This window comes from Rosenbergiella gaditana (assembly GCF_018494065.1).
Lineage (GTDB): Bacteria > Pseudomonadota > Gammaproteobacteria > Enterobacterales > Enterobacteriaceae > Rosenbergiella > Rosenbergiella gaditana.
Genome location: NZ_JABBFR010000018.1, coordinates 1 through 18,996 on the forward strand (window position 1 = coordinate 1; position 18,996 = coordinate 18,996).

Sequence of the window (18,996 nt, forward strand, 5' to 3'; positions counted from 1 at the left end):
CCGAATCGCTTCAGTCCCTGTCACCGCGCTGCGTATCTCGCTTTGCCGTGTCAGTGGATGCGCATTATAGGGAGTTCAGCTCAGAGCGCAAGGGATTATTTAAAAAAAATTCTCGTTCGTTTCTTTTCTAACCGAACCACTCAATTTCCCACCAACTTGCTCTTTTTCTCAGCAATTCTCTGGGCAAATTCACGTACCTTTTCCCATTGTGTGTATTCAACCTCTTTAGTCTTATCCGTCTCCCCCCCGGTCATTTTCATGATGAGTCCAATCATAAAGCGATCAAACCATCGATAACGGGGATAACGTAACGCACCGGCAAACACCGCAACCTCATCAGGCACCCAAGTAGAAGCACTCAAAAACTTATGCGTGTAGACATTTGTTTCGGGTGACGCTTTATCAGGTTTACGGGCGGTGAGGTTTACTGAATAGAAAGCACTGTGGCGCTGACTTAACTCGCGTGTATGCGCATCGACAAATTCGGCCAGTTGTGGGGCAAAGCGCCCATAACGAATCGAGGCTCCAATTATTACCTTATCGTACAGCGACCAATCTATACTTGGTAATACCGTTAAATCATAAAGGTCGACCTGCTGCGGTACCATCTCGAGTTGAATAGCTTGCGCAATCTTATGGGTCTGTCCATCACGCGTTGAATAAAGAAGAAGAGTTTTCATTCATACACCTTATTGACGCCAAAATGTTGGCGTGAAAAGAACTAATAGCGTAAAAACTTCTAAACGCCCAAACAGCATAGTCGAAATAAGTATCCACTTCGCAGTATCGTTCATCGAAGCAAAGTTATCTGCCACCACTCCTAGACCAGGGCCTAAGTTATTCAGTGTGGCGGCCACAGCTGCAAATGCAGAGAAGTTATCCACGCCGGTTGCAATAATTGCCATCATACTCACCAAAAAGACGAGTGCGTAAGCTGAGAAAAATCCCCATACCGCTTCGATGATTCGCTCAGGTAGAGGGCGATCCCCCAATTTAATGGTATAGACTGCATTAGGATGTACTAAGCGCTTTAACTCGCGGTTACCTTGTTTGAACAACAAGAGAATACGAATCACTTTAAGCCCACCACCAGTCGATCCGGCACATCCCCCGATAAATGCTGTACATAATAGAAGAACAGGTAAGAATAGTGGCCAGTGAGCAATGCTATCAGTAGTGAACCCGGCGGTGGTCGCCATGGAAACTACTTGGAAAAAGGCTTGGTCCAATGTTGCCCAAAAACCGTGATAGACATGATGCGTCATTAAAATCAGGGTTGCGATAATAACCAAGCTTAACTGCACACCAATAAATACGCGAAACTCAGGATCACGCCAATAGACTTTAAGGCTTCTACCCGAAAGCAGCGAGAAGTGGAGTCCGTAGTTACAGCCAGAAATTAAGAGGAAAATTGCGATAATGCTGTTGATCAGTGGGCTATTAAAGTAGCCGACACTCGAGTCATGGGTAGAAAAACCGCCAATGGATATGGTCGAGAAGCTATGGCCAATTGCATCAAATAACGGCATTCCGGCAAACCATAGTGCCAACGCACAAGCTATCGTGAGCAATACATAAATCAACCACAATGTTTTAGCCGTTTCAGCAATCCGCGGACGCATTTTATTATCTTTTAAGGGACCCGGCATTTCTGCACGGTAGAGCTGCATACCCCCTACCCCTAATATCGGTAGGATTGCTACCGCTAAGACAATAATCCCCATACCGCCCAACCACTGCAACATTTGCCGATAAAACAATATTGCCTTGGGTAAGGTATCTAGACCAATCAGTGTTGTTGCCCCCGTGGTAGTAAGACCCGAAAACGATTCGAAGAAGGCGTCGGTAACTGAAAGATGAGGTCGCTCGGCAAACATAAAAGGTAATGCCCCGACGCTGCCCAGTACTATCCAAAAAAGGACGACGATAAAAAAGCCTTCCCGAGGTTTAAGTTCACGTCGATGTTTACGGTTAGGCCACCATAGTAAAGAACCAATCACTAACGCGGTGAGAAAAGTCTGGCTAAAGGCTCTTCCGGCTCCATCTCGGTAGATCAGTGCCACAAGCCCTGGCAACATCATGGTGCCGGAGAAGATAATAATTAAAAGACCTACAATACGGGTAAGGGCTCGGAATTGCATGCTGCCTGTCCTATTCGACCTGATTCAGGATTATTTATTGCTGCTGTAAATGGAGTTCACCGCGACTAAACTGACTAAGTGCCTCATTACACTCTGCTAAAAATGCCTCAGGCAGAGCAATATAGACAGTTACCTGTTCAGTGAAATGAGTGTCAAGGAGATCACCTTGGAAACGCTGAATGATACGTTCAATCTCAGCTAATTGGGCATACTGGCAGTGGAGCCAATAGGCGTTTTTAGGGACCTTTATTTGACGTTCAACTTGCTTAAGTGCTGATTGTACCCCGCCCCCATAGGCTTTAACTAAACCGCCAGTTCCTAGCATCACCCCACCGTAATAACGTACGACGACGGCAGTGACCTCACCCAATCCACTCCCCATTAATTGCGCTAACATGGGCTTACCTGCCGTTCCTGACGGTTCACCATCATCAGAAAAGCCTAATTGTTGCGAGTCGTTAGGGGCTCCCGCAACGAAGGCCCAGCAATGATGCCGAGCAGTGGGATGTTGCGCGCGTATTGCTTGAACAACATTTTTCGCCGCTTCAATGCCAGCAGTGTGCACAATATAGGTGATGAAACGACTTTTTTTGATCGTCTCCTCAACTAAAGTTTGTGCCTGCCTAGGGACTGGGTAACTATGCATTAGGGTAGCTGTAAATCACGCGTCATGTTTTCGACGTGCTCGGGCCAAATGATGACATTGTCTTCAATACGAATCCCCCCATAGCCCTTCAATTCGTCTATTACCTTCCAATTAAAGTGCCGGGTATATGCACTATTGCGCCAAGGCGCGAGGAGCGACTCGATAAAGTATAAACCTGGTTCAATCGTCAGTACCATCCGCGGCTCAATAATGCGCGTGCAACGCAGCCAAGGATATTCTGCTGGTGCCGCAAGATGTGTTCCTTGATCATCTTGCATAAATCCAGCGACATCATGAACTTGTAATCCTAGTGAATGGCCTACTCCATGTGGCATAAAGGTGGAGGTAATATTTTCACTGACCAGCGCTTCCTCACTAATATCTTTCATAATGCCGGCTTCACAAAGCATAGTGGCAATGCGCTGATTCATTTGTAGATGGTAGTCGCTGTAACGCTGCCCCACTTTCAACGAATCAATTAACGCCAATTCGTGTTGGTTTACCGCTGCCACTAACTCGGCATATAACGTCGTCGGTGACTCAGCATAAGAGCGAGTTAAGTCGGCGGCATAGCCGTTATATTCGCTACCGGCATCTAACAAAAAACTACGGGATGTTTTAGGGCGCTCATGATCCAAGTGCGTGTAGTGTAAGACAGAGGCATGCTCATTGATCGCAACAATATTACCGTAAGGCACATTGGTATCACGTTGTCCCGTAGCCGCGAGATAATCATTGTTGATTTGAAACTCGCTCGCCCCCGCGAAGAAACTATCACGTGCCGCTAAATGCCCTTTTACCGCGCTGCGCTGCGCTTCACGCATGCAATACAGCTCATAATCTGTTTTAAAACTGCGGTAATAGTGAAGATAATCGATAATCTGTCGCGGGTTATGCTGCGATGCAGGGATCCCGAGCTCTATTGCGCGATGAGTCGCCGATCCAAGATAAGCCACGTTACTGCGCTGAGCGGGGAGTAACGCCGCAATATCATTGGCCTGTTTTAAGGCCACAACAGTAAATTCTCGGCTCCAATAAGTATCAGGGAGCGGATCAACTTTGTGCCAGTAGTCGGTCGGAGAATAAAAATAGAGCGTTGGACGCGTCTGACCATCAATCCATAACCAGCAATTTGCTGTTTCGGTAACCGGTAGCCAAGCCTTAAATAAGGGATTAACTTTAAAGGGATAAGCATGGTCATCTTGGAATGCGGTGATTAGCTCTCCAGAATGAATCAATAATGCATCGCGCTGTGATCGCGCCAAAATAATACGTGCGTGAGCGACCAAGCTATTAAGATGAGCACGATAGAGTGCGGGTAACGAATTCATTCTGCCTTCTCCAAACGGTTCAAAATCAGCGCTTATGGTAGCACAGCTTTTTACTGGCGCCTTAGTGATAAGAGGAAGAACGATAGAGGCTAAAATATTGGGGACTGGTTTGGTGATCACCCCACAAATAAAGAGACCGATAAATCATTATTTACCAGCCTCTTTATTTAAGTCTATCTCACCGCACGAGAGAGAGGTTATAGGAACGCGAATGCATCCCCATAGATATTTTCAACTTGTGCGCCAGCTTCGATACAAAAACGCTCACGGGCAATTTTAGCCATTTCAAAGCGACCAGCAATATAAATATCATGCTCAGCAAGCGAGACATGATCAGTCAGTACTGCTGGAAGAACCGTTCCTGTGCGCCCTTGCCATTCAGCATCAGGTTGCTCAACTACCGGAATAATTTTTAACGAGGGATGGCGTACCGCCAACGCTTCTAGCTCAGTTAAATCATAGAGGTGCTGAGGCTCACGTCCTCCCCAATATAATTCAATTTCACGCTCTGGATTTTCCGCTAGCGCGGTTAACAGGATAGAGCGGGCATAAGAAAATCCTGTTCCACCTGCAATTAAAATAATTGGCCGTTGACCGCCTTCTCGTAACCAAGCATCGCCATGAGGCATATCAACTTGAATCGTTTTCTGCTGACGGATTTTGTCCATGACGGCCATGGCATAAAGATTCATATCCGATGCACCAATATGTAATTCGATAATATCTTTTTCCATCGGCGTTGAGGCCACCGAGAAAGGACGTTTATCTTGCTCATCCATCACAACCATTAAGTATTGGCCAGCACGAAAAGTAAATTCGTTTTCAGGAACAATTCTCACGCGATAAACGGTCTCGGTGATGGTTTCTACAGAAATTACATTACAGCTCAAAATAGTCATTCATTACCTCTGTCAGGCATAGACAAGTTTATTGAAGTGTTGGCCTTTATTGCTTCGGGAAAATAGCTAAATCATCCCATAGGGCATCCACACGAGCAGTGACTTCAGGGTCTTTAACGATTGGACGTCCCCATTCACGATCTGTCTCACCTGGCCATTTGTTGGTCGCATCCATGCCCATTTTGGAGCCTAACCCTGAAACGGGTGATGCGAAATCGAGATAATCTATCGGAGTATTTTCGACTAACACCGTATCACGGGCAGGGTCCATGCGTGTCGTGATCGCCCAAATAACGTCATTCCAATCACGAGCATTGACGTCATCATCACAAACTATCACGAATTTGGTATACATAAACTGCCGTAAGAAAGACCATACGCCAAACATAACGCGCTTTGCATGGCCTGCATACTGTTTCTTAATCGTCACGACCGCTAAGCGGTAGGAACAGCCTTCCGGTGGTAAATAGAAATCAACGATTTCTGGAAACTGTTTGATTAGAATCGGAACCAATACCTCATTCAGTGCAACACCGAGTACGGCGGGTTCATCCGGCGGGCGTCCAGTATAAGTCGAATGATAGATAGGCTTATCGCGATGTGTAACATGCGTAACGGTGAAGACAGGGAAATCATCCACTTCATTATAATACCCGGTGTGGTCACCATAAGGACCTTCTGGGGCGAGATCACCGGGTTCGATATACCCTTCCAGCACAATTTCAGCGCTGGCAGGAACTTCGAGTTCAGAGGAGAGGCATTTCACTACTTCTGTTTTGGTTCCTCTGAGTAACCCTGCAAAGGCATACTCAGACAATCCATCGGGTACAGGCGTCACCGCCCCTAGGATAGTGGCCGGGTCGGCGCCTAAGGCGACACTCACCGGGAAGCGTTCTCCAGGATGCGCTTTACACCACTCTTGGAAATCGAGCGCCCCACCACGATGTGATAACCAACGCATGATCAGTCTATTCTTACCAATAACCTGTAATCGATAGATACCGAGATTTTGACGCTCTTTATGAGGCCCCCGCGTAACGACCAATCCCCAAGTGATGAGCGGCGCAGCATCTTCTGGCCAACAGCGCATGACAGGAATTTTGTGTAAATCGACATCGTCTCCTTGCTCAACCTGTTGTTGGCAAGGCGCTGAACGCAGCCTTTTGGTTGGCATGTTCAGGACATTTTTGAAACGTGGGAGTTTATCGAAGAGATCGCGAAATCCACGAGGAGGCTCAGGTTCTTTTAAAAACGCAAGGAGTTCACCGACTTCACGTAGCGCACTCACGTCATCTCGCCCCATGCCTAGCGCAACACGACGCGGCGTACCAAACAGGTTACACAACACCGGCATATCGTAACCCTTAGGGTTTTCGAACAATAATGCAGGTCCCCCTGCTCTTAAGGTTCGGTCAGCAATCTCAGTCATTTCAAGATTAGGATCAATCGGTAATGTTATCCGTTTTAATTCACCGATGGCTTCCAACTGCTGAATAAAGTCTCTTAAGTCCTGATATTTCATAAAAGGTGATATCTACGATTATTATTAGCAATGATGCCATTATATGTATGAATAGCGGCTGGCGCTGCGTTTTATTTGATTAAATTCCAGAATTTACTGAGATCTCGTGAGCTCAACGTAGAAGTAAACTATACCAATAAATATCTCTTTGTTATCATTCACCGTTATCTTTGGAGAGATTATGGCTGGTTGGTATTTACTGTATTGCAAACGTGGGCAGATGGCTCGCGCACAAGAACATCTAGAAAGACAGCAAGTCACCTGCTTTGTCCCGTTGATTGAGACGGAAAAGTTGGTGCGGGCGAAAGTTAAGAAGGTCTCTGAGCCCCTCTTCCCGAACTATCTTTTCTTACAGTTCGATCCTGAGGTTATCCACACCACCACTATAAGCGCCACACGCGGTGTCAGCCATTTTGTGCGCTTTGGCTCAACACTGGCTCGAGTACCGGAGCAAGTTATCGCCAGTTTACAAGCCTGCCCTTCAGAAAGTAATGACAGCGCAGCCTTACCGCAAGCCGGTGAAAGCGTCATGATTACTGGCGGTATTTTTGAAGGGATGAGCGCTATTTACCAAGAAACCGATGGCGAAACACGCTCAATCTTATTACTCAATCTATTAAATAAGACGGTGACACGCAGCATTGAGAATGACGCGTTTACCAAAAAATAATTACAATCCGCTAAGGCCAAATAAACGACGGGCGTTACTGTCGGTTTGTACCGCCAAGGTTTGTGGGTCTTCTGCGCGCCAGGTTGCTACCTGCTGGACAATGTGAGGAAGATAACAGGGTTCGTTACGCCGTGAAGGTGGCCGAGGCCGCATATCTCGTGGGAGCAAATAGGGTGCATCAGTTTCAAGTAATAAGCGATCAGCAGGGATCCGTGACAATAATTCTCGAACCTCTAGGCCACGACGCTCATCGCACACCCATCCGGTAATCCCAATCATCATACCATGAGCAATATAGTCTTCTAACTCCCGTTGTGTTCCCGTAAAACAGTGCACCACTACCGCGGGCAGTTTCGTTAACCATGGCGTTAAGATCGCCATAAAACGATCGTGTGCTTCACGACAATGAAGGAAGACTGGCATCGCTAATTCGGCCGCCAATTCGAGTTGAGCGTTAAACGCATACTCTTGTTGCGCGGGGATCGATATGTTCCGATTATAATCTAGACCACACTCACCAATGGCGACAACTTGAGGTTGGCTCGCTAAACGACGCAGTGTCCCTGCGGTTTCTTGCGACCACTCACTGGCATGATGTGGGTGTACACCTGCGGTAGACCAACAATAACCTGGATGTTGGGTGGCGAGGAATTGTGCCTGCTGACTTTCCAACGCATTGGTACCGGTAATTAAAATTCCGGTTATCCCTGCTTGTTGGGCACGAGTGACGATCTGTTTTCTATCTTTTGCAAACTGCGTACTTGTTAGGTTAACACCAATATCAAACATCTTATTTTCCAACGCGAGGCCACACTAAAGTGGCCTGGTTCAACGTTGTTCCGCAGCTTATCCCGCAGAACCTGAGAGTGGGACCTCAGGATTCGCTATCCTGTTCCTTATCCCAACGTCCTTTTCCTACATAATAACGGGAGAAGAATACGCCGACTTCAAATAGGCAGTACATCGGAATAGCGAGTAAAGTTTGAGAAAAAACGTCAGGAGGTGTTAATAGCATTCCGACCACAAACGCACCGACCAAGATATAGGGACGCTTTTTCCGCAGATCGTCGGGAGTCGTTAAGCCGGTCCAACACAACAGAACTATCGCAATAGGCACTTCGAATGCGACGCCAAAGGCTAAAAAAATCGCCATAACGAAGTCGAGATAATTACTAATATCGGTAGCAATCTGCACGCCTTGCGGGGCGGTCTTAGCAAAAAAACCGAACGCAAGCGGGAAGACAATAAAATAGGCAAACGCCACCCCCACGTAAAATAGCAGGCTACTTGAGAAAAGTAATGGCATCACCAGTTTACGTTCGTGGCGATAGAGCGCCGGTGCGATAAATGCCCAGACTTGATAAAGAATTACAGGAACCGCTAAAAATACAGAGACGATAATAGTCAGCTTAATCGGGGTAAAAAAAGGCGAAGCGACATCTGTCGCAATCATGCTAGCCCCAACCGGCATTTGTCTAATAAGTGGCGCGGCAATGAGTTGGTAAATATCATTAGCAAAATAGATTAAGGCTAGAAAAATAACAAAAACAGCAATAATACAATTAAGCAGCCGCTTACGTAGCTCAATTAAGTGACTGATTAGCGGTTGAGTATCTTCGACTTCCATTAACTTTTATCTTCGCTAGTAGAGGGGGTTGCTTCTTTGACAACGCCCTGAGTCGTTTCAGGGGGTGAGGTCGGCTTAGCCGTAGCAGCGGCTTGTTCGTCTTCTGGTGTCACTAAGCGTGACGTAACCCCTGTAGGCTCAGTCACTTTAGTGGCTGCCTGAAGCGATTCAGATGTTTTCGCTTTTTCCACAGAATCCGTGTGAGACGCTACATCCTCGCTACGCTCAATATCAATCGATTCATGGTAAGTCTGCTTTACAGACTCGGCGGTTTTACGTAACTCTTCTATCGACTCTTTAAGCTCAGGAGAGAGTACGCCTTTACCGGCCTCTTCCACCTTTTTAACACTGTCCTGTAGCTCTTGAAGCTTTAGCTCTTGCGCCAATTCATGTTGTACGTTGGCAGCCAAAGACCGGATAGCACGGATCCAACCGACAACCGTTTTGACGGCTACGGGAAGTCGTTCAGGGCCCAGTACCACAAGCCCTATCACGAAAACTAACAGTAACTCGCTAAATCCAATATCGAACACGGGTTATACCTGATCTTTGTCTTTATGCTTAACTTCAGATGGTGAAGCGTTTTCAGAATCAGAAAGAGATTTTGTTGAGAAATCGGCATCCTGATCTTTTTTCGTTTCATCGTCGCTCATTGCTTTTTTGAACCCTTTTATTGATGACCCTAAATCGGAGCCTAGGTTACGTAGCTTTTTCGTTCCGAAAAACAGGATAACAATAACGGCAATGATGAGGAGTTTGGTAATACTGATCCCAGCCATGATGACCTCAAAATGATAATAGCTTGTTAATTAAAATTAATCATACCAGATGTTCAACGGCAATGCTGTGCTCTGCCATGACTCTTTACGTAGTTTTTCGCCAGCCAACCAACCAGCTGATTATGGCTCCTGCCAGTAATCCCCCAGACATCCATTTCAATTCTGGGTGAACCAGCATCACTGCTGTGCTACTGAGTAAACATATTGCCCCCATTCCCCATAAATAACGAACTTGAGTATGGCGATTATGTTGTTGGTTAAGTTGATCCGCGAGCTTATCAACACTGTGCTTTAGCAGTTTATGATGGTGAAGCGTATCAAAAACGAGCTCAGGCAATTCGGGTAGCCGTTCCGCCCACATCGGAGCTTTGGTTTTCACCGTACGCCAGAGCGCAGGGAGCCCCACTTGATCTTTAATCCAGTCTTCAAGGAAAGGCTTCGCCGTCTTCCATAAATCGAGTTGCGGATAAAGTTGGCGGCCAATGCCTTCAATGTAAAGCAAGGTTTTTTGCAACAGCACCAGTTGCGGCTGTACTTCCATATTGAATCGGCGTGCCGTGTTAAAGAGATTCAGTAACACATGGCCAAAAGAGATTTCAGCCAAAGGCTTCTCAAAGATAGGTTCACAGACTGTTCTAATCGAAAATTCGAAATCTTCAACATTTGTATCAGGTGGTACCCATCCAGAATCGACATGGAGTTCTGCCACACGGCGATAATCGCGATTGAAAAATGCGATAAAGTTTTCGGCTAAATAACGCTTATCATTTTTATTTAATGACCCGACAATTCCGCAGTCGATGGCAATATATTGTGGATCGTCGGGATGATCATGGCTGACAAAAATATTGCCTGGATGCATGTCCGCATGAAAGAAACTATCACGGAAGACTTGGGTAAAGAAGACCTGTACCCCACGCTCGGCGAGGAGTTGCATATTAATGCCTCGCTCAACCAGAGTTTGCGTATCAGAGATGGGGATACCATATATACGTTCCATCACTAACATGGTTTCACTGCCATAATCAGAGTAAATCTCAGGCACATAGAGAAGGTTATTCCCTTCGAAATTACGGCGAAGTTGAATAGCGTTTGCCCCTTCACGCAATAAATTTAACTCATCAATCAGGGTTTTTTCGTAATCTTTAACAACTTCAATCGGACGAAGGCGACGACCGTCCGGTAAGATTCTCGGTAACCAGCTTGCCAACCGATAAATCAGTCGCATGTCAGCTTTAATAACGGGCAGGATATCGGGACGTATTACCTTAATCACAACGTGCTTTTGATTCTCTTTGAGAATGGCGGTATGAACCTGTGCAATCGACGCCGAGGCTAACGGATTGATATCAAAGTTATCGAAATAGTTTTCTACTGGCCCGCCCAGCGACTTTTCAATCTGTGCTTTAGCGCGAACACCATCGAAAGGGGGAACACGATCTTGAAGTGAGGCTAATTGATCCGCGATTTCAGGTGGAAAGAGATCACGTCGAGTGGAGAGCATTTGTCCCAGCTTGATCCAGACCGGGCCTAATTGTTCAAGGGCAAGACGTAGACGCAGACCGACCGCTTTATCTTGGTGCTTATTCGGTATCCAAAAAAGGCCCTTGCGCCATAGCCTAAGTAGGAAGGTTAAACGAGTACGAGGAATTAACTCATCTAATCCGTAAGTTAAAAATATACGAATAATAAAATAGAGCCGACGCAGTTCACCGAACGTCATAGAGTCTCCAATTTCGATAAACGATCTTCCAACGCTTGACACTGTCGCTCGACAGCCTGCGCTTCTTCACAAAACCACGCTTGTTCAAGAGCACCCGGAACGACGCGCCACTCTTCAATCAGTGTATCACTGACTTGTGACTGCCGTCGGATAAAGGTCCGCTGTACAAAGGAGGCGATATTTTTACCCGTCTGAGTCACAGACTGTGCCAATAAATCACCGACCCACGGAGCGAGATACTCCGCTGGATCGAATTCAGCCAAATCAATCAGCGTTGAAAAAAGCTGAATGACCTGCAGATCACCCTCTACCTCTAACTGACTCGACTTGATCAATGATGTCAGGTTTTTGCGATCCTGAAGCTGTGGCAGAACGGTGATACTCAGAGTGACGGTACAATCACTCTCTGGTGTTGCCGTACTCAGTACATCGATTTGCTGCTCGCTAAAGTACAGCACTATCGGCTGACCCAGCTCACGAATATTAAGGGTTAAAATTTTCCCTTTTAAGCGCTGTCGAGTACTTTTCGCCCCGCGATCCTGCCAAAGCGTCCGATTAAGTCCTTGCTCGAGTAGCGCAGTGATCATTGGCATGGTTGGCATTAAAATTTATACCCGCGGTGTAGCGCAACAATCCCACCAGTGAGATTGTAATAAGTACTGTTCTCGAACCCGACATCTTCCATCATCTGCTTCAACGTCTCTTGGTCAGGATGCATACGGATAGATTCGGCGAGGTAACGATAGCTTTCTGCATCGTTCGCAACAAGCTGCCCGATACGCGGAAGAATATGGAAAGAGTAAGCATCATAAACCTTACTCAGCGGCTCAAGTAACGGTTTAGAAAACTCTAAGACTAATAGGCGACCGCCCGGCTTTAATACACGGAACATAGACGCTAAAGCTTTATCTTTATCGGTAACGTTTCGTAGACCAAAGGAGATGGTAATGCAGTCAAAATAATTATCAGGGAATGGGAGCGCTTCGGCATTCGCTTGTACGTAGCTAACATTGCCTGCAATACCTAGGTTACGCAGTTTTTCACGCCCCATTTTAAGCATTGAGCTATTAATATCAGCCAGCACAACTTCACCTGTTTCACCCACTAAGCGAGAGAACTTCGCGGTTAAATCGCCGGTTCCACCCGCAAGATCGAGTACACGTTGACCGCGACGCACACCACTACAATCGATGGTAAAACGTTTCCAGACGCGATGGATCCCCATCGACATCAAATCGTTCATAAGGTCATATTTTGCCGCGACGGAATGGAATACATCGGCTACTTTGCCGGCCTTTTCATCTTTAGCCACGGTTTGGAAGCCAAAGTGGGTGGTGTCCTTGGAATTATCTGCCATCTATATTTACCTGCTTAGTCAATGCGTCTGTATCAAGTGTATCAGAGTCCGGCTCATCTGACATGGCTTGTTCGGTTAATTGCTTGTCAATAGGACGTTTAACTTCGACCCCTAACTGGCGAAACGCTTCAGTTTGAGCCAGCATATTACCCCGCCCATGAGTGAGTTTTTTCATCGCTTGATGGTAACTGAATTGGGCTTTATCTAAAGTCCCCCCGAGCATTGTCATATCCTCTACAAATAAGCGCATTTTGTCGTAGAGTTTTGCCGCACGCTCAGCGATTTTTTGTGCATTCTGGCTTTGATGCTCATAACGCCATAGATTATTAATGGTACGTAGCGCCACTAATAATGTGGTGGGACTGACTAGCATAATGTTATGGGATAGCGCTTCATTAATGAGCTCAGGTTCCCGATCCAGCGCCAGAAGAAAAGCGGGTTCAACCGGAATAAACATCAAGACATAATCAAGGCTACGTAAACCCGGTAACCCTTGATAGTCTTTACGCCCTAGTCCACGAATGTGCTGACGTACCGCTATAATATGTTCTTGGGCGGCTTGCTGTCGTGCGGTGTCATCCGAGGCATTAAAGTAGCGTTCGTAAGCAACTAAGGTCATCTTAGCATCGATCACCACATCTTTCTCTTGAGGTAATCGCACAATAATGTCGGGTTGATAGCGCCTTTGCTCGCTCTGAATACTTACCTGTGTATGGTATTCATAGCCCTCGCGTAGTCCGGAAGCCTCTAATACCCGAGCTAAAACCACTTCCCCCCAATTACCCTGAATTTTATTATCGCCTTTCAGGGCATTGGTGAGATTAAGGGCCTCTTGTGCCATTTGGCTATTCAGTTGCTGTAACTGTTTTATTTCATGCGTAAGCGTATGTCTTTCCCGAGCCTCTTGACTAAAGCTATCGCTAACATGGCGACGAAAGCCATCCAGTTGTTCTCGTAGAGGGGATAATAATCCACTAAGGCTTTGACGATTTTGTTCGTCAACTCGACGATGGGTCTGTTCGAAAATACGGCTCGCTAAGTTTTCAAACTGGGTAGTCAGCCGTTTTTCACTGTCGGTCAATACTTGATGCTTCTCTTCCATCGCACGTTGTGACTCTTGCCAACGTGTGGTGACTTCCCTTAGCTCAGCCTCTTGCGCACGATTAAGGTCGAACTGGTGGCGCAATTCTTGATTTAGCTGTTCCGTTTGTTGCTGCCAGTAGTCGAGTAACTGAAGTTTTTCCTGTGCAGCAGCGGCTTTAGCCTGCCACTCGCTTTGCCGTTGTTGTAACAACTGAAGCTGCTGTTGCTGTTCGCTACAACGTTGCTCACTACGCTGTAAGTTCTGCGAGAGGTGCGCGAACTCCGCCTCTCTCACCGCAGTTGAACGCCCTGTGCGTAGGAGCGCAATTAACCAGCCCACCACCATGCCGCACAGAACCAAAGCCACATATATCACATTCTGAAAATCCAAGATTACCCTCGTAATATCTTTATGCTTTAGCGAGAACCCAAAGCGAGTTTTGCAGCGAATAGTACAAAAATACCGGCCGTCACGCGATTCATCCATTGAATAATTCTAGGTTGCTGTAAATAACCGGATGCTTTAGCGGCGATACTGATCAAAACCGTTGACCATAAGGTTCCAATGGCAACATGAATGGAGACTAACAAGAAGGTCCAAATCACTGGCGATTGGCCCACGGGGATAAATTGCGGCAAAAAACTGACATAAAAAATGCCGATTTTAGGGTTTAATATATTCCCTAAACAGCCACGTAAAAACCAATTTGTCGTGTTAGGTTTAATGCTCGTGAAGGATACCGCTAAGGGTTGTGGACGTGCGAGCACAAGCTGTATAGCTAACCAAAGCAGGTAGGCAGCTCCCACCCATTTTAAGCAGTCGTAGGCAACTTGCGAGGCAGTAAGAAGGGCACCTAGACCTACTGCCACAATTGTCCCCCATATATAACAGCCTGCATTAATCCCTAATGCCGCTTTAAAGCCATTTTTACGACCTTCCGCGATAGACGTTCTTAAAATGAGTGCGGTATCAAGGCCAGGCGTTAAGGTAAGGAGCATTGCTGCAAGGCTAAATGTTAACAGTGTCGCTATCACTACAACCCACCTCTTGAGTTAATCGAACTAATAGCAACACTATACGTTTTCTGCCTAATAAAGCGAGAGTGGTTTATAACAGACGACGAGCGGCTTCCACGACAATGCGTACTGCCATATTTTCTGTATTCTGCATCGTACTTTCAACAGGGATCTCTTGCTGTGTCCGATTCACAATGACGCCAGCAATCATTCCCGCACGCAGTCCTTGGCTGGCACACTGCGTAAACAGCGTGGCAGATTCCATTTCATAATTAAGGACACCCATTAGCTGCCACTCTTGCAAGCTCCCTTGGAATGCGCTGACAACGCGACCGGAATAGGTATCATAGCGCTCTTGACCAGAATAGAACGTATCCGAAGACGCAGTGATACCGATATGGGTCGAGGCACCCAAGGCTTTAGCTGCTTCGACTAAGGCGGTAGTACAGCTAAAGTCAGCTACGGCAGGGAACTCTATTGGTGCAAAATGACGGCTTGCACCATCCAGTCGTACCGCACCCGTAGTGACTAACACATCACCGACTTGAATATCCGGTTGAATGGCACCCGTTGTGCCTATACGTAGAAAAGTACGGATGCCCAATTGCGCCAACTCTTCAACCGCAATCGACGTTGAAGGGCCGCCAATACCTGTTGAACAGACAATAACGGCTTGGCCATCGATTTCAGCCCGCCAAGAGGTGAATTCGCGATGTGATGCAAGCGGTTGTGGATTATCCATTAAATCCGCAATTTTTCTGACTCTTTCCGGTGCGCCTGGAACAATGGCTAATGTAGCGCCCTGTAGATCCGCTTGTGTTAACCCAAGGTGAAAAACTTCTGCTTTCGACATACGACCCTCACTTATACTGAAAATTATTGACGTCTATCTTATGACACCCTAGCCGAAGGCCAACAATTGTTGCTAGAAAAATCGATAACGTTCTCAAAATTAGTTTTCTAATCATCCCCTTTGTCGAAAAACTGGTCACGTAATGTCCGGTCAGTCAACACACGACGTGCGCCTGCGTAGTGTTGTTGCCAAAATGGGGTATCAAGCTGACTAATACGAATTGCTAATCCCGTGCGAGGGGCTTCAATAAATTGGTTATTGCCTAAATAAACGCCAACGTGGTCGGGTGAAGTCTGTCGATGAATAGTGAAGAAAATCAGGTCTCCTCGGCGTAACCTCCCCACACCTACCGCAGTCATCCGTTTATCATTAAATAGTGTGCTTGCCGTTCGCGGTAAAGGCCAATTGACATAGTGGCGAAAGGCGAACCAGACTAACCCACTGCAATCAAACCCTTGATTAGGAGTTTGCCCTCCCCAGCGATAAGGAAGTCCTATCTGCGCCTGTAAGGTCGCGACCACTTTTTCAAGTGTGGCCAGTAGCTTAGGTGATCCTGTTTCACGCAGTAACTCATCGGGAGTTAACAGGGCCCAGCCTAGGCCGCTGCTTTCCGGGATAATTCCACGATTCAAAAGAGAAAGTGAGACTTGCCGACGTCGTTTCTTATCCTCTGCTGAGTCAGTCGACGAGGATGTTGCAACTATAGAATGTCGATGTTCGGCTTGCTGCCATAAACGCAGTCGATTCCGTTCGCGTTGCTGCTTATCGGCCGGGTGCTCACTAGAGGGAAGCGTAGTAACGGCAAAACTGTAAGGCATCACTAAAAAAAGCATCGTGATAAGTAAATGACGCATGCCCTGCCCCCACTACTCGCCCGCTGAAGATATCGGTATGGAATGGGTTGCGGGCATGGCAAAGGATTTCTCCCAAGCGGATAACCCTGACGCGGAGAGAATAATAAATTCAATACGCCGATTAATCGCATTGGTCGGCTGTTGAGGATCCAGCAACTTCTGATCCGCAACACCTGAAATCTGGATAATTTTATCACTTTCAAAACCAGCACGTAGAAGTACCTGCCGTGCAGATTGCGCGCGGTTAACGGATAAACTCCAATTATCGTAAAACGGGTTTTGTTGATAGGGTGTCGCATCAGTGTGACCAATAATCATCAGATGAGAACCACTCTGTTTCAATGCCGGCACGAGGCTTGCTAACAACTGTTGGAAATAAGCCGTTACCTTGACACTCCCGCGTTCGAACATCATACGATGTTGATCATCATTAACGACCACCCGAATGCCTTGGGCTAACCGTTCAATTCGCATGTTGCTCTGGGCTTGTTTCCCTATCATTAAGCTTTGCAGTGCTTGCTCTAGGCGTTTTTGATCCTTATCAGACTCTTTGGCGATGACTTGCTTGACTGTACCGGTCGATGAATTTGTCACTGACTGTGGAGTACTGGTCGAGTTACCCACTGCACTTGGCGTCACTTCTGGAGCATTTGCGGGCGCAGGATCACGAGCAGAGAAGGAGATCGGACTGTAGGAGTGACTATCGAAAATCGACTGATTATTCAAGGTATACATGATCGCTTTACGATCTTTCTCTGAGACCTGCCCCATAATCCACATCACCATAAACAGGGACATTAAGGCCAGCATAAAGTCTGCAAAAGCCACTTTCCATGCACCGCCGTGCCCGCCAGTATGGGCGCGACGCGAGCTACGCTTAATGATCGTGGTATGGCCTTTCTGGCGTCCACTCATTCCGGTTGTGCGTCCTGGCGCGAATCGACCCAATTTTCTAGCTGCGTAAAGGAAGGTTTGCTGTCTACAGGTAACATTTTGCGCCCGGCATCCACGGCAAGTAGCGGTGGCTTACCTGCCACTTGATTAACCATGATGGTGCGTAAACATTCGAAAGAGGTCATCTTCTTTTTAACCAACTGCTCCATCGCGTTAGCTAAGGGATCGATTAGGCAATAGCAGATAAATACGCCAAGGAAAGTGCCGATTAATGCGGCGGCCACTTTCACGCCGATGACCGCTATCGATCCATCAATAGATTGCATAGTGATCACAATCCCCAACACCGCGGCACAAATACCAAACCCAGGCATGGCTTCTCCCATTCGCTGTAGGGAGCGTGAGGCCTGCAGTAGATTCTCTTCTACCGAGTTAAGTTCTTGTTCCAACAAGCCTTCCAGCTCATGTTCGTTAATTTTACCCATCGCCATCATGCGGAAATTATCGGCGATAAAAGTACAGAGTTCGGCATCGCTGGCAATAAGGGGATAACGCTGGAATAGCGCACTATCATTAGGATTTTCGATATGATTATCCAAACTTCTCAGCCCCCCATTCTGCACACTATCCAATAGCTCATACATCAGCATTAACAGTTGCTGAGAATAGTCCGGGTTATAGCGGCTTTTACGCATCACTTCTTTTAGCTGTGCGAGGATCTGTTTCAGTACAGTGCCAGCATTGGCGAGGACTAGGGTGCCGATACCACAACCCAAAATAATGACAATCTCTCCAGGCTGCCAAAATGCCACCAATCGACCGCCGGAGTGCATATACCCCCAGATTAAACAGATAAATACAATAAGTATCCCGCCTATCTTTAACATACCGACTCACTTTGTTTTATATGGGCGACCAATTTATCGTTTAATCGCTTATTCAATTGACAGACACGCGCTTCGCTCACTTCGAGTACCAAGGCAATCTCTTTTAAATTCATTTCATGGTGATAATAGAGCGTAAGAATTAATTGCTCGCGCGTATCCAAAATGGCTATCGCCTGCGAGAGTTGTTGCTGCCTAGCGTAAAAGCGTTCAGGGTTATCGCGATGCGTGCCAAACTGTGCGTCGCCTTCACCTTCCATCACCGCATCAAGGCTCTCTATACTGGCTAAATATTCGCTTTGTAGATAGTCGTGATAGGCCTGTGCATCGATCGCTAATCCTTGTTGCAGATCGCTAAATTCTGGTTCTCGCCCCAGCTGCTGCGTTATTTGCTGAATTTGTTGCGAGAGTTGATGCGTTTTTTGCCTTACCGTTCTTGGCCGCCAATCGGCTTGACGTAATTCATCGAGAATGGCACCTCGGATGCGATATTTCGCATAACCTGGAAACTCAGCATCCGGGATCCCATACCGGCGCAATGCAGTTAACAGCCCCACTAATGCAATTTGCTGCAAATCATGAGTGTCGATTACCGCGTTCGCGTGGTAACTCAGCTGCCGTAAGATTTTATTCACCAATGGCAGATACTGCCGAATATAGCCAGCCTCTTGTTCAGCACTGAGGGCGTCGGTTTGCGCATATTCATTGACTGACAT

The 18,996-nt window shown here is 46.8% G+C and carries 21 protein-coding genes; 1 reads left to right on the forward strand and 20 read right to left on the reverse strand.

Annotated features, from left to right (window positions below):
• Nucleotides 1-140 precede the first annotated feature (140 nt).
• The 6 genes from hemG to ubiD form a co-directional block, all read right to left on the reverse strand.
• Complete coding sequence (gene hemG, locus HH682_RS12265) at nt 141-680, reverse strand: menaquinone-dependent protoporphyrinogen IX dehydrogenase (RefSeq protein ID WP_214237835.1); 540 nt, start codon at nt 678-680, stop codon at nt 141-143.
• Nucleotides 681-689: 9 nt separating this feature from the next.
• The gene (trkH, locus tag HH682_RS12270; protein ID WP_214237836.1) at nt 690-2,141 is read right to left on the reverse strand and encodes a Trk system potassium transporter TrkH; all 1,452 of its coding nucleotides are present in this window, start codon (nt 2,139-2,141) and stop codon (nt 690-692) included.
• 34 nt (nt 2,142-2,175) lie between these two features.
• A complete protein-coding gene (locus HH682_RS12275) occupies nt 2,176-2,787 on the reverse strand; it encodes an IMPACT family protein (protein WP_214237837.1) in 612 nt (203 codons plus the stop codon).
• Nucleotides 2,787-4,118 carry a Xaa-Pro dipeptidase gene (gene pepQ / locus HH682_RS12280; RefSeq protein ID WP_214237838.1) on the reverse strand — a complete coding sequence of 444 codons (1,332 nt, stop codon included), beginning with the start codon at nt 4,116-4,118 and terminating at the stop codon, nt 2,787-2,789. The genes HH682_RS12275 and pepQ overlap by 1 nt, the downstream gene beginning before the upstream one ends.
• Nucleotides 4,119-4,315: 197 nt before the next feature.
• Nucleotides 4,316-5,017: an NAD(P)H-flavin reductase gene (gene fre / locus HH682_RS12285; protein ID WP_214237839.1), complete on the reverse strand. Its 702-nt coding sequence runs from the start codon at nt 5,015-5,017 to the stop codon at nt 4,316-4,318.
• Between the two features lie 46 nt (nt 5,018-5,063).
• Nucleotides 5,064-6,539, reverse strand: coding sequence for a 4-hydroxy-3-polyprenylbenzoate decarboxylase (gene ubiD / locus HH682_RS12290; RefSeq protein ID WP_214237840.1), 1,476 nt, complete (start codon nt 6,537-6,539; stop codon nt 5,064-5,066).
• Between the two features lie 181 nt (nt 6,540-6,720).
• Here ubiD and rfaH point away from each other — a divergent pair, with 181 nt between their 5' ends.
• Nucleotides 6,721-7,209, forward strand: a complete 489-nt coding sequence (gene rfaH, locus HH682_RS12295; protein WP_214237841.1) for a transcription/translation regulatory transformer protein RfaH — start codon at nt 6,721-6,723, stop codon at nt 7,207-7,209.
• Here rfaH and tatD read toward each other — a convergent pair whose 3' ends face one another.
• The 14 genes from tatD to HH682_RS12365 all read right to left on the reverse strand — a co-directional run bounded on the left by tatD (nt 7,210) and on the right by HH682_RS12365 (nt 18,996).
• The gene (gene tatD / locus HH682_RS12300) at nt 7,210-7,998 is read right to left on the reverse strand and encodes a 3'-5' ssDNA/RNA exonuclease TatD (protein ID WP_214237842.1); all 789 of its coding nucleotides are present in this window, start codon (nt 7,996-7,998) and stop codon (nt 7,210-7,212) included.
• A gap of 85 nt (nt 7,999-8,083) precedes the next feature.
• Nucleotides 8,084-8,836 (reverse strand): Sec-independent protein translocase subunit TatC, encoded by a 753-nt coding sequence (gene tatC, locus HH682_RS12305; RefSeq protein ID WP_214237843.1) that lies wholly within the window; start codon nt 8,834-8,836, stop codon nt 8,084-8,086.
• Nucleotides 8,836-9,369 carry a Sec-independent protein translocase protein TatB gene (tatB, locus tag HH682_RS12310; protein WP_214237844.1) on the reverse strand — a complete coding sequence of 178 codons (534 nt, stop codon included), beginning with the start codon at nt 9,367-9,369 and terminating at the stop codon, nt 8,836-8,838. The genes tatC and tatB overlap by 1 nt, the downstream gene beginning before the upstream one ends.
• A gap of 3 nt (nt 9,370-9,372) precedes the next feature.
• Nucleotides 9,373-9,615, reverse strand: a complete 243-nt coding sequence (gene tatE, locus HH682_RS12315) for a twin-arginine translocase subunit TatE (RefSeq protein WP_214237845.1) — start codon at nt 9,613-9,615, stop codon at nt 9,373-9,375.
• Between the two features lie 85 nt (nt 9,616-9,700).
• On the reverse strand, nt 9,701-11,338 hold the full coding sequence (gene ubiB, locus HH682_RS12320; RefSeq protein WP_214237846.1) for a ubiquinone biosynthesis regulatory protein kinase UbiB: 1,638 nt from the start codon (nt 11,336-11,338) through the stop codon (nt 9,701-9,703).
• Nucleotides 11,335-11,940: a ubiquinone biosynthesis protein UbiJ gene (gene ubiJ, locus HH682_RS12325; protein ID WP_214237847.1), complete on the reverse strand. Its 606-nt coding sequence runs from the start codon at nt 11,938-11,940 to the stop codon at nt 11,335-11,337. The genes ubiB and ubiJ overlap by 4 nt, the downstream gene beginning before the upstream one ends.
• Nucleotides 11,940-12,695: a bifunctional demethylmenaquinone methyltransferase/2-methoxy-6-polyprenyl-1,4-benzoquinol methylase UbiE gene (gene ubiE, locus HH682_RS12330; protein WP_048911243.1), complete on the reverse strand. Its 756-nt coding sequence runs from the start codon at nt 12,693-12,695 to the stop codon at nt 11,940-11,942. The genes ubiJ and ubiE overlap by 1 nt, the downstream gene beginning before the upstream one ends.
• The gene (rmuC, locus tag HH682_RS12335; RefSeq protein WP_420826215.1) at nt 12,685-14,169 is read right to left on the reverse strand and encodes a DNA recombination protein RmuC; all 1,485 of its coding nucleotides are present in this window, start codon (nt 14,167-14,169) and stop codon (nt 12,685-12,687) included. The genes ubiE and rmuC overlap by 11 nt, the downstream gene beginning before the upstream one ends.
• A 26-nt stretch (nt 14,170-14,195) precedes the next feature.
• Entirely contained in the window at nt 14,196-14,777 is a 582-nt protein-coding gene (locus HH682_RS12340) for a LysE family translocator (protein WP_214237898.1), read from the reverse strand.
• A 109-nt stretch (nt 14,778-14,886) separates the two neighbouring features.
• Complete coding sequence (udp, locus tag HH682_RS12345) at nt 14,887-15,648, reverse strand: uridine phosphorylase (protein WP_214237849.1); 762 nt, start codon at nt 15,646-15,648, stop codon at nt 14,887-14,889.
• Nucleotides 15,649-15,755: 107 nt separating this feature from the next.
• Nucleotides 15,756-16,502: a C40 family peptidase gene (locus HH682_RS12350; RefSeq protein ID WP_214237850.1), complete on the reverse strand. Its 747-nt coding sequence runs from the start codon at nt 16,500-16,502 to the stop codon at nt 15,756-15,758.
• 12 nt (nt 16,503-16,514) lie between these two features.
• Nucleotides 16,515-17,417 (reverse strand): flagellar motor protein MotB, encoded by a 903-nt coding sequence (locus tag HH682_RS12355; RefSeq protein WP_214237851.1) that lies wholly within the window; start codon nt 17,415-17,417, stop codon nt 16,515-16,517.
• Nucleotides 17,414-18,283: a flagellar motor stator protein MotA gene (gene motA / locus HH682_RS12360; RefSeq protein ID WP_214237852.1), complete on the reverse strand. Its 870-nt coding sequence runs from the start codon at nt 18,281-18,283 to the stop codon at nt 17,414-17,416. Before motA ends, HH682_RS12355 begins: the two co-directional genes overlap by 4 nt.
• Nucleotides 18,277-18,996: a FliA/WhiG family RNA polymerase sigma factor gene (locus HH682_RS12365; RefSeq protein WP_214237853.1), complete on the reverse strand. Its 720-nt coding sequence runs from the start codon at nt 18,994-18,996 to the stop codon at nt 18,277-18,279. The genes motA and HH682_RS12365 overlap by 7 nt, the downstream gene beginning before the upstream one ends.

What these genes read in the sequence shown, in the direction of transcription:
- hemG (WP_214237835.1), bottom strand. Translation starts at nt 680, where the DNA reads ATGAAAACTCTTCTTCTTTATTCAACGCGTGATGGACAGACCCATAAG.
- trkH (WP_214237836.1), bottom strand. Translation starts at nt 2,141, where the DNA reads ATGCAATTCCGAGCCCTTACCCGTATTGTAGGTCTTTTAATTATTATC.
- HH682_RS12275 (WP_214237837.1), bottom strand. Translation starts at nt 2,787, where the DNA reads ATGCATAGTTACCCAGTCCCTAGGCAGGCACAAACTTTAGTTGAGGAG.
- pepQ (WP_214237838.1), bottom strand. Translation starts at nt 4,118, where the DNA reads ATGAATTCGTTACCCGCACTCTATCGTGCTCATCTTAATAGCTTGGTC.
- fre (WP_214237839.1), bottom strand. Translation starts at nt 5,017, where the DNA reads ATGACTATTTTGAGCTGTAATGTAATTTCTGTAGAAACCATCACCGAG.
- ubiD (WP_214237840.1), bottom strand. Translation starts at nt 6,539, where the DNA reads ATGAAATATCAGGACTTAAGAGACTTTATTCAGCAGTTGGAAGCCATC.
- rfaH (WP_214237841.1), top strand. Translation starts at nt 6,721, where the DNA reads ATGGCTGGTTGGTATTTACTGTATTGCAAACGTGGGCAGATGGCTCGC.
- tatD (WP_214237842.1), bottom strand. Translation starts at nt 7,998, where the DNA reads ATGTTTGATATTGGTGTTAACCTAACAAGTACGCAGTTTGCAAAAGAT.
- tatC (WP_214237843.1), bottom strand. Translation starts at nt 8,836, where the DNA reads ATGGAAGTCGAAGATACTCAACCGCTAATCAGTCACTTAATTGAGCTA.
- tatE (WP_214237845.1), bottom strand. Translation starts at nt 9,615, where the DNA reads ATGGCTGGGATCAGTATTACCAAACTCCTCATCATTGCCGTTATTGTT.
- ubiB (WP_214237846.1), bottom strand. Translation starts at nt 11,338, where the DNA reads ATGACGTTCGGTGAACTGCGTCGGCTCTATTTTATTATTCGTATATTT.
- ubiJ (WP_214237847.1), bottom strand. Translation starts at nt 11,940, where the DNA reads ATGCCAACCATGCCAATGATCACTGCGCTACTCGAGCAAGGACTTAAT.
- ubiE (WP_048911243.1), bottom strand. Translation starts at nt 12,695, where the DNA reads ATGGCAGATAATTCCAAGGACACCACCCACTTTGGCTTCCAAACCGTG.
- HH682_RS12340 (WP_214237898.1), bottom strand. Translation starts at nt 14,777, where the DNA reads ATGCTCCTTACCTTAACGCCTGGCCTTGATACCGCACTCATTTTAAGA.
- udp (WP_214237849.1), bottom strand. Translation starts at nt 15,648, where the DNA reads ATGTCGAAAGCAGAAGTTTTTCACCTTGGGTTAACACAAGCGGATCTA.
- HH682_RS12350 (WP_214237850.1), bottom strand. Translation starts at nt 16,502, where the DNA reads ATGCGTCATTTACTTATCACGATGCTTTTTTTAGTGATGCCTTACAGT.
- HH682_RS12355 (WP_214237851.1), bottom strand. Translation starts at nt 17,417, where the DNA reads ATGAGTGGACGCCAGAAAGGCCATACCACGATCATTAAGCGTAGCTCG.
- motA (WP_214237852.1), bottom strand. Translation starts at nt 18,283, where the DNA reads ATGTTAAAGATAGGCGGGATACTTATTGTATTTATCTGTTTAATCTGG.
- HH682_RS12365 (WP_214237853.1), bottom strand. Translation starts at nt 18,996, where the DNA reads ATGTCAGTCAATGAATATGCGCAAACCGACGCCCTCAGTGCTGAACAA.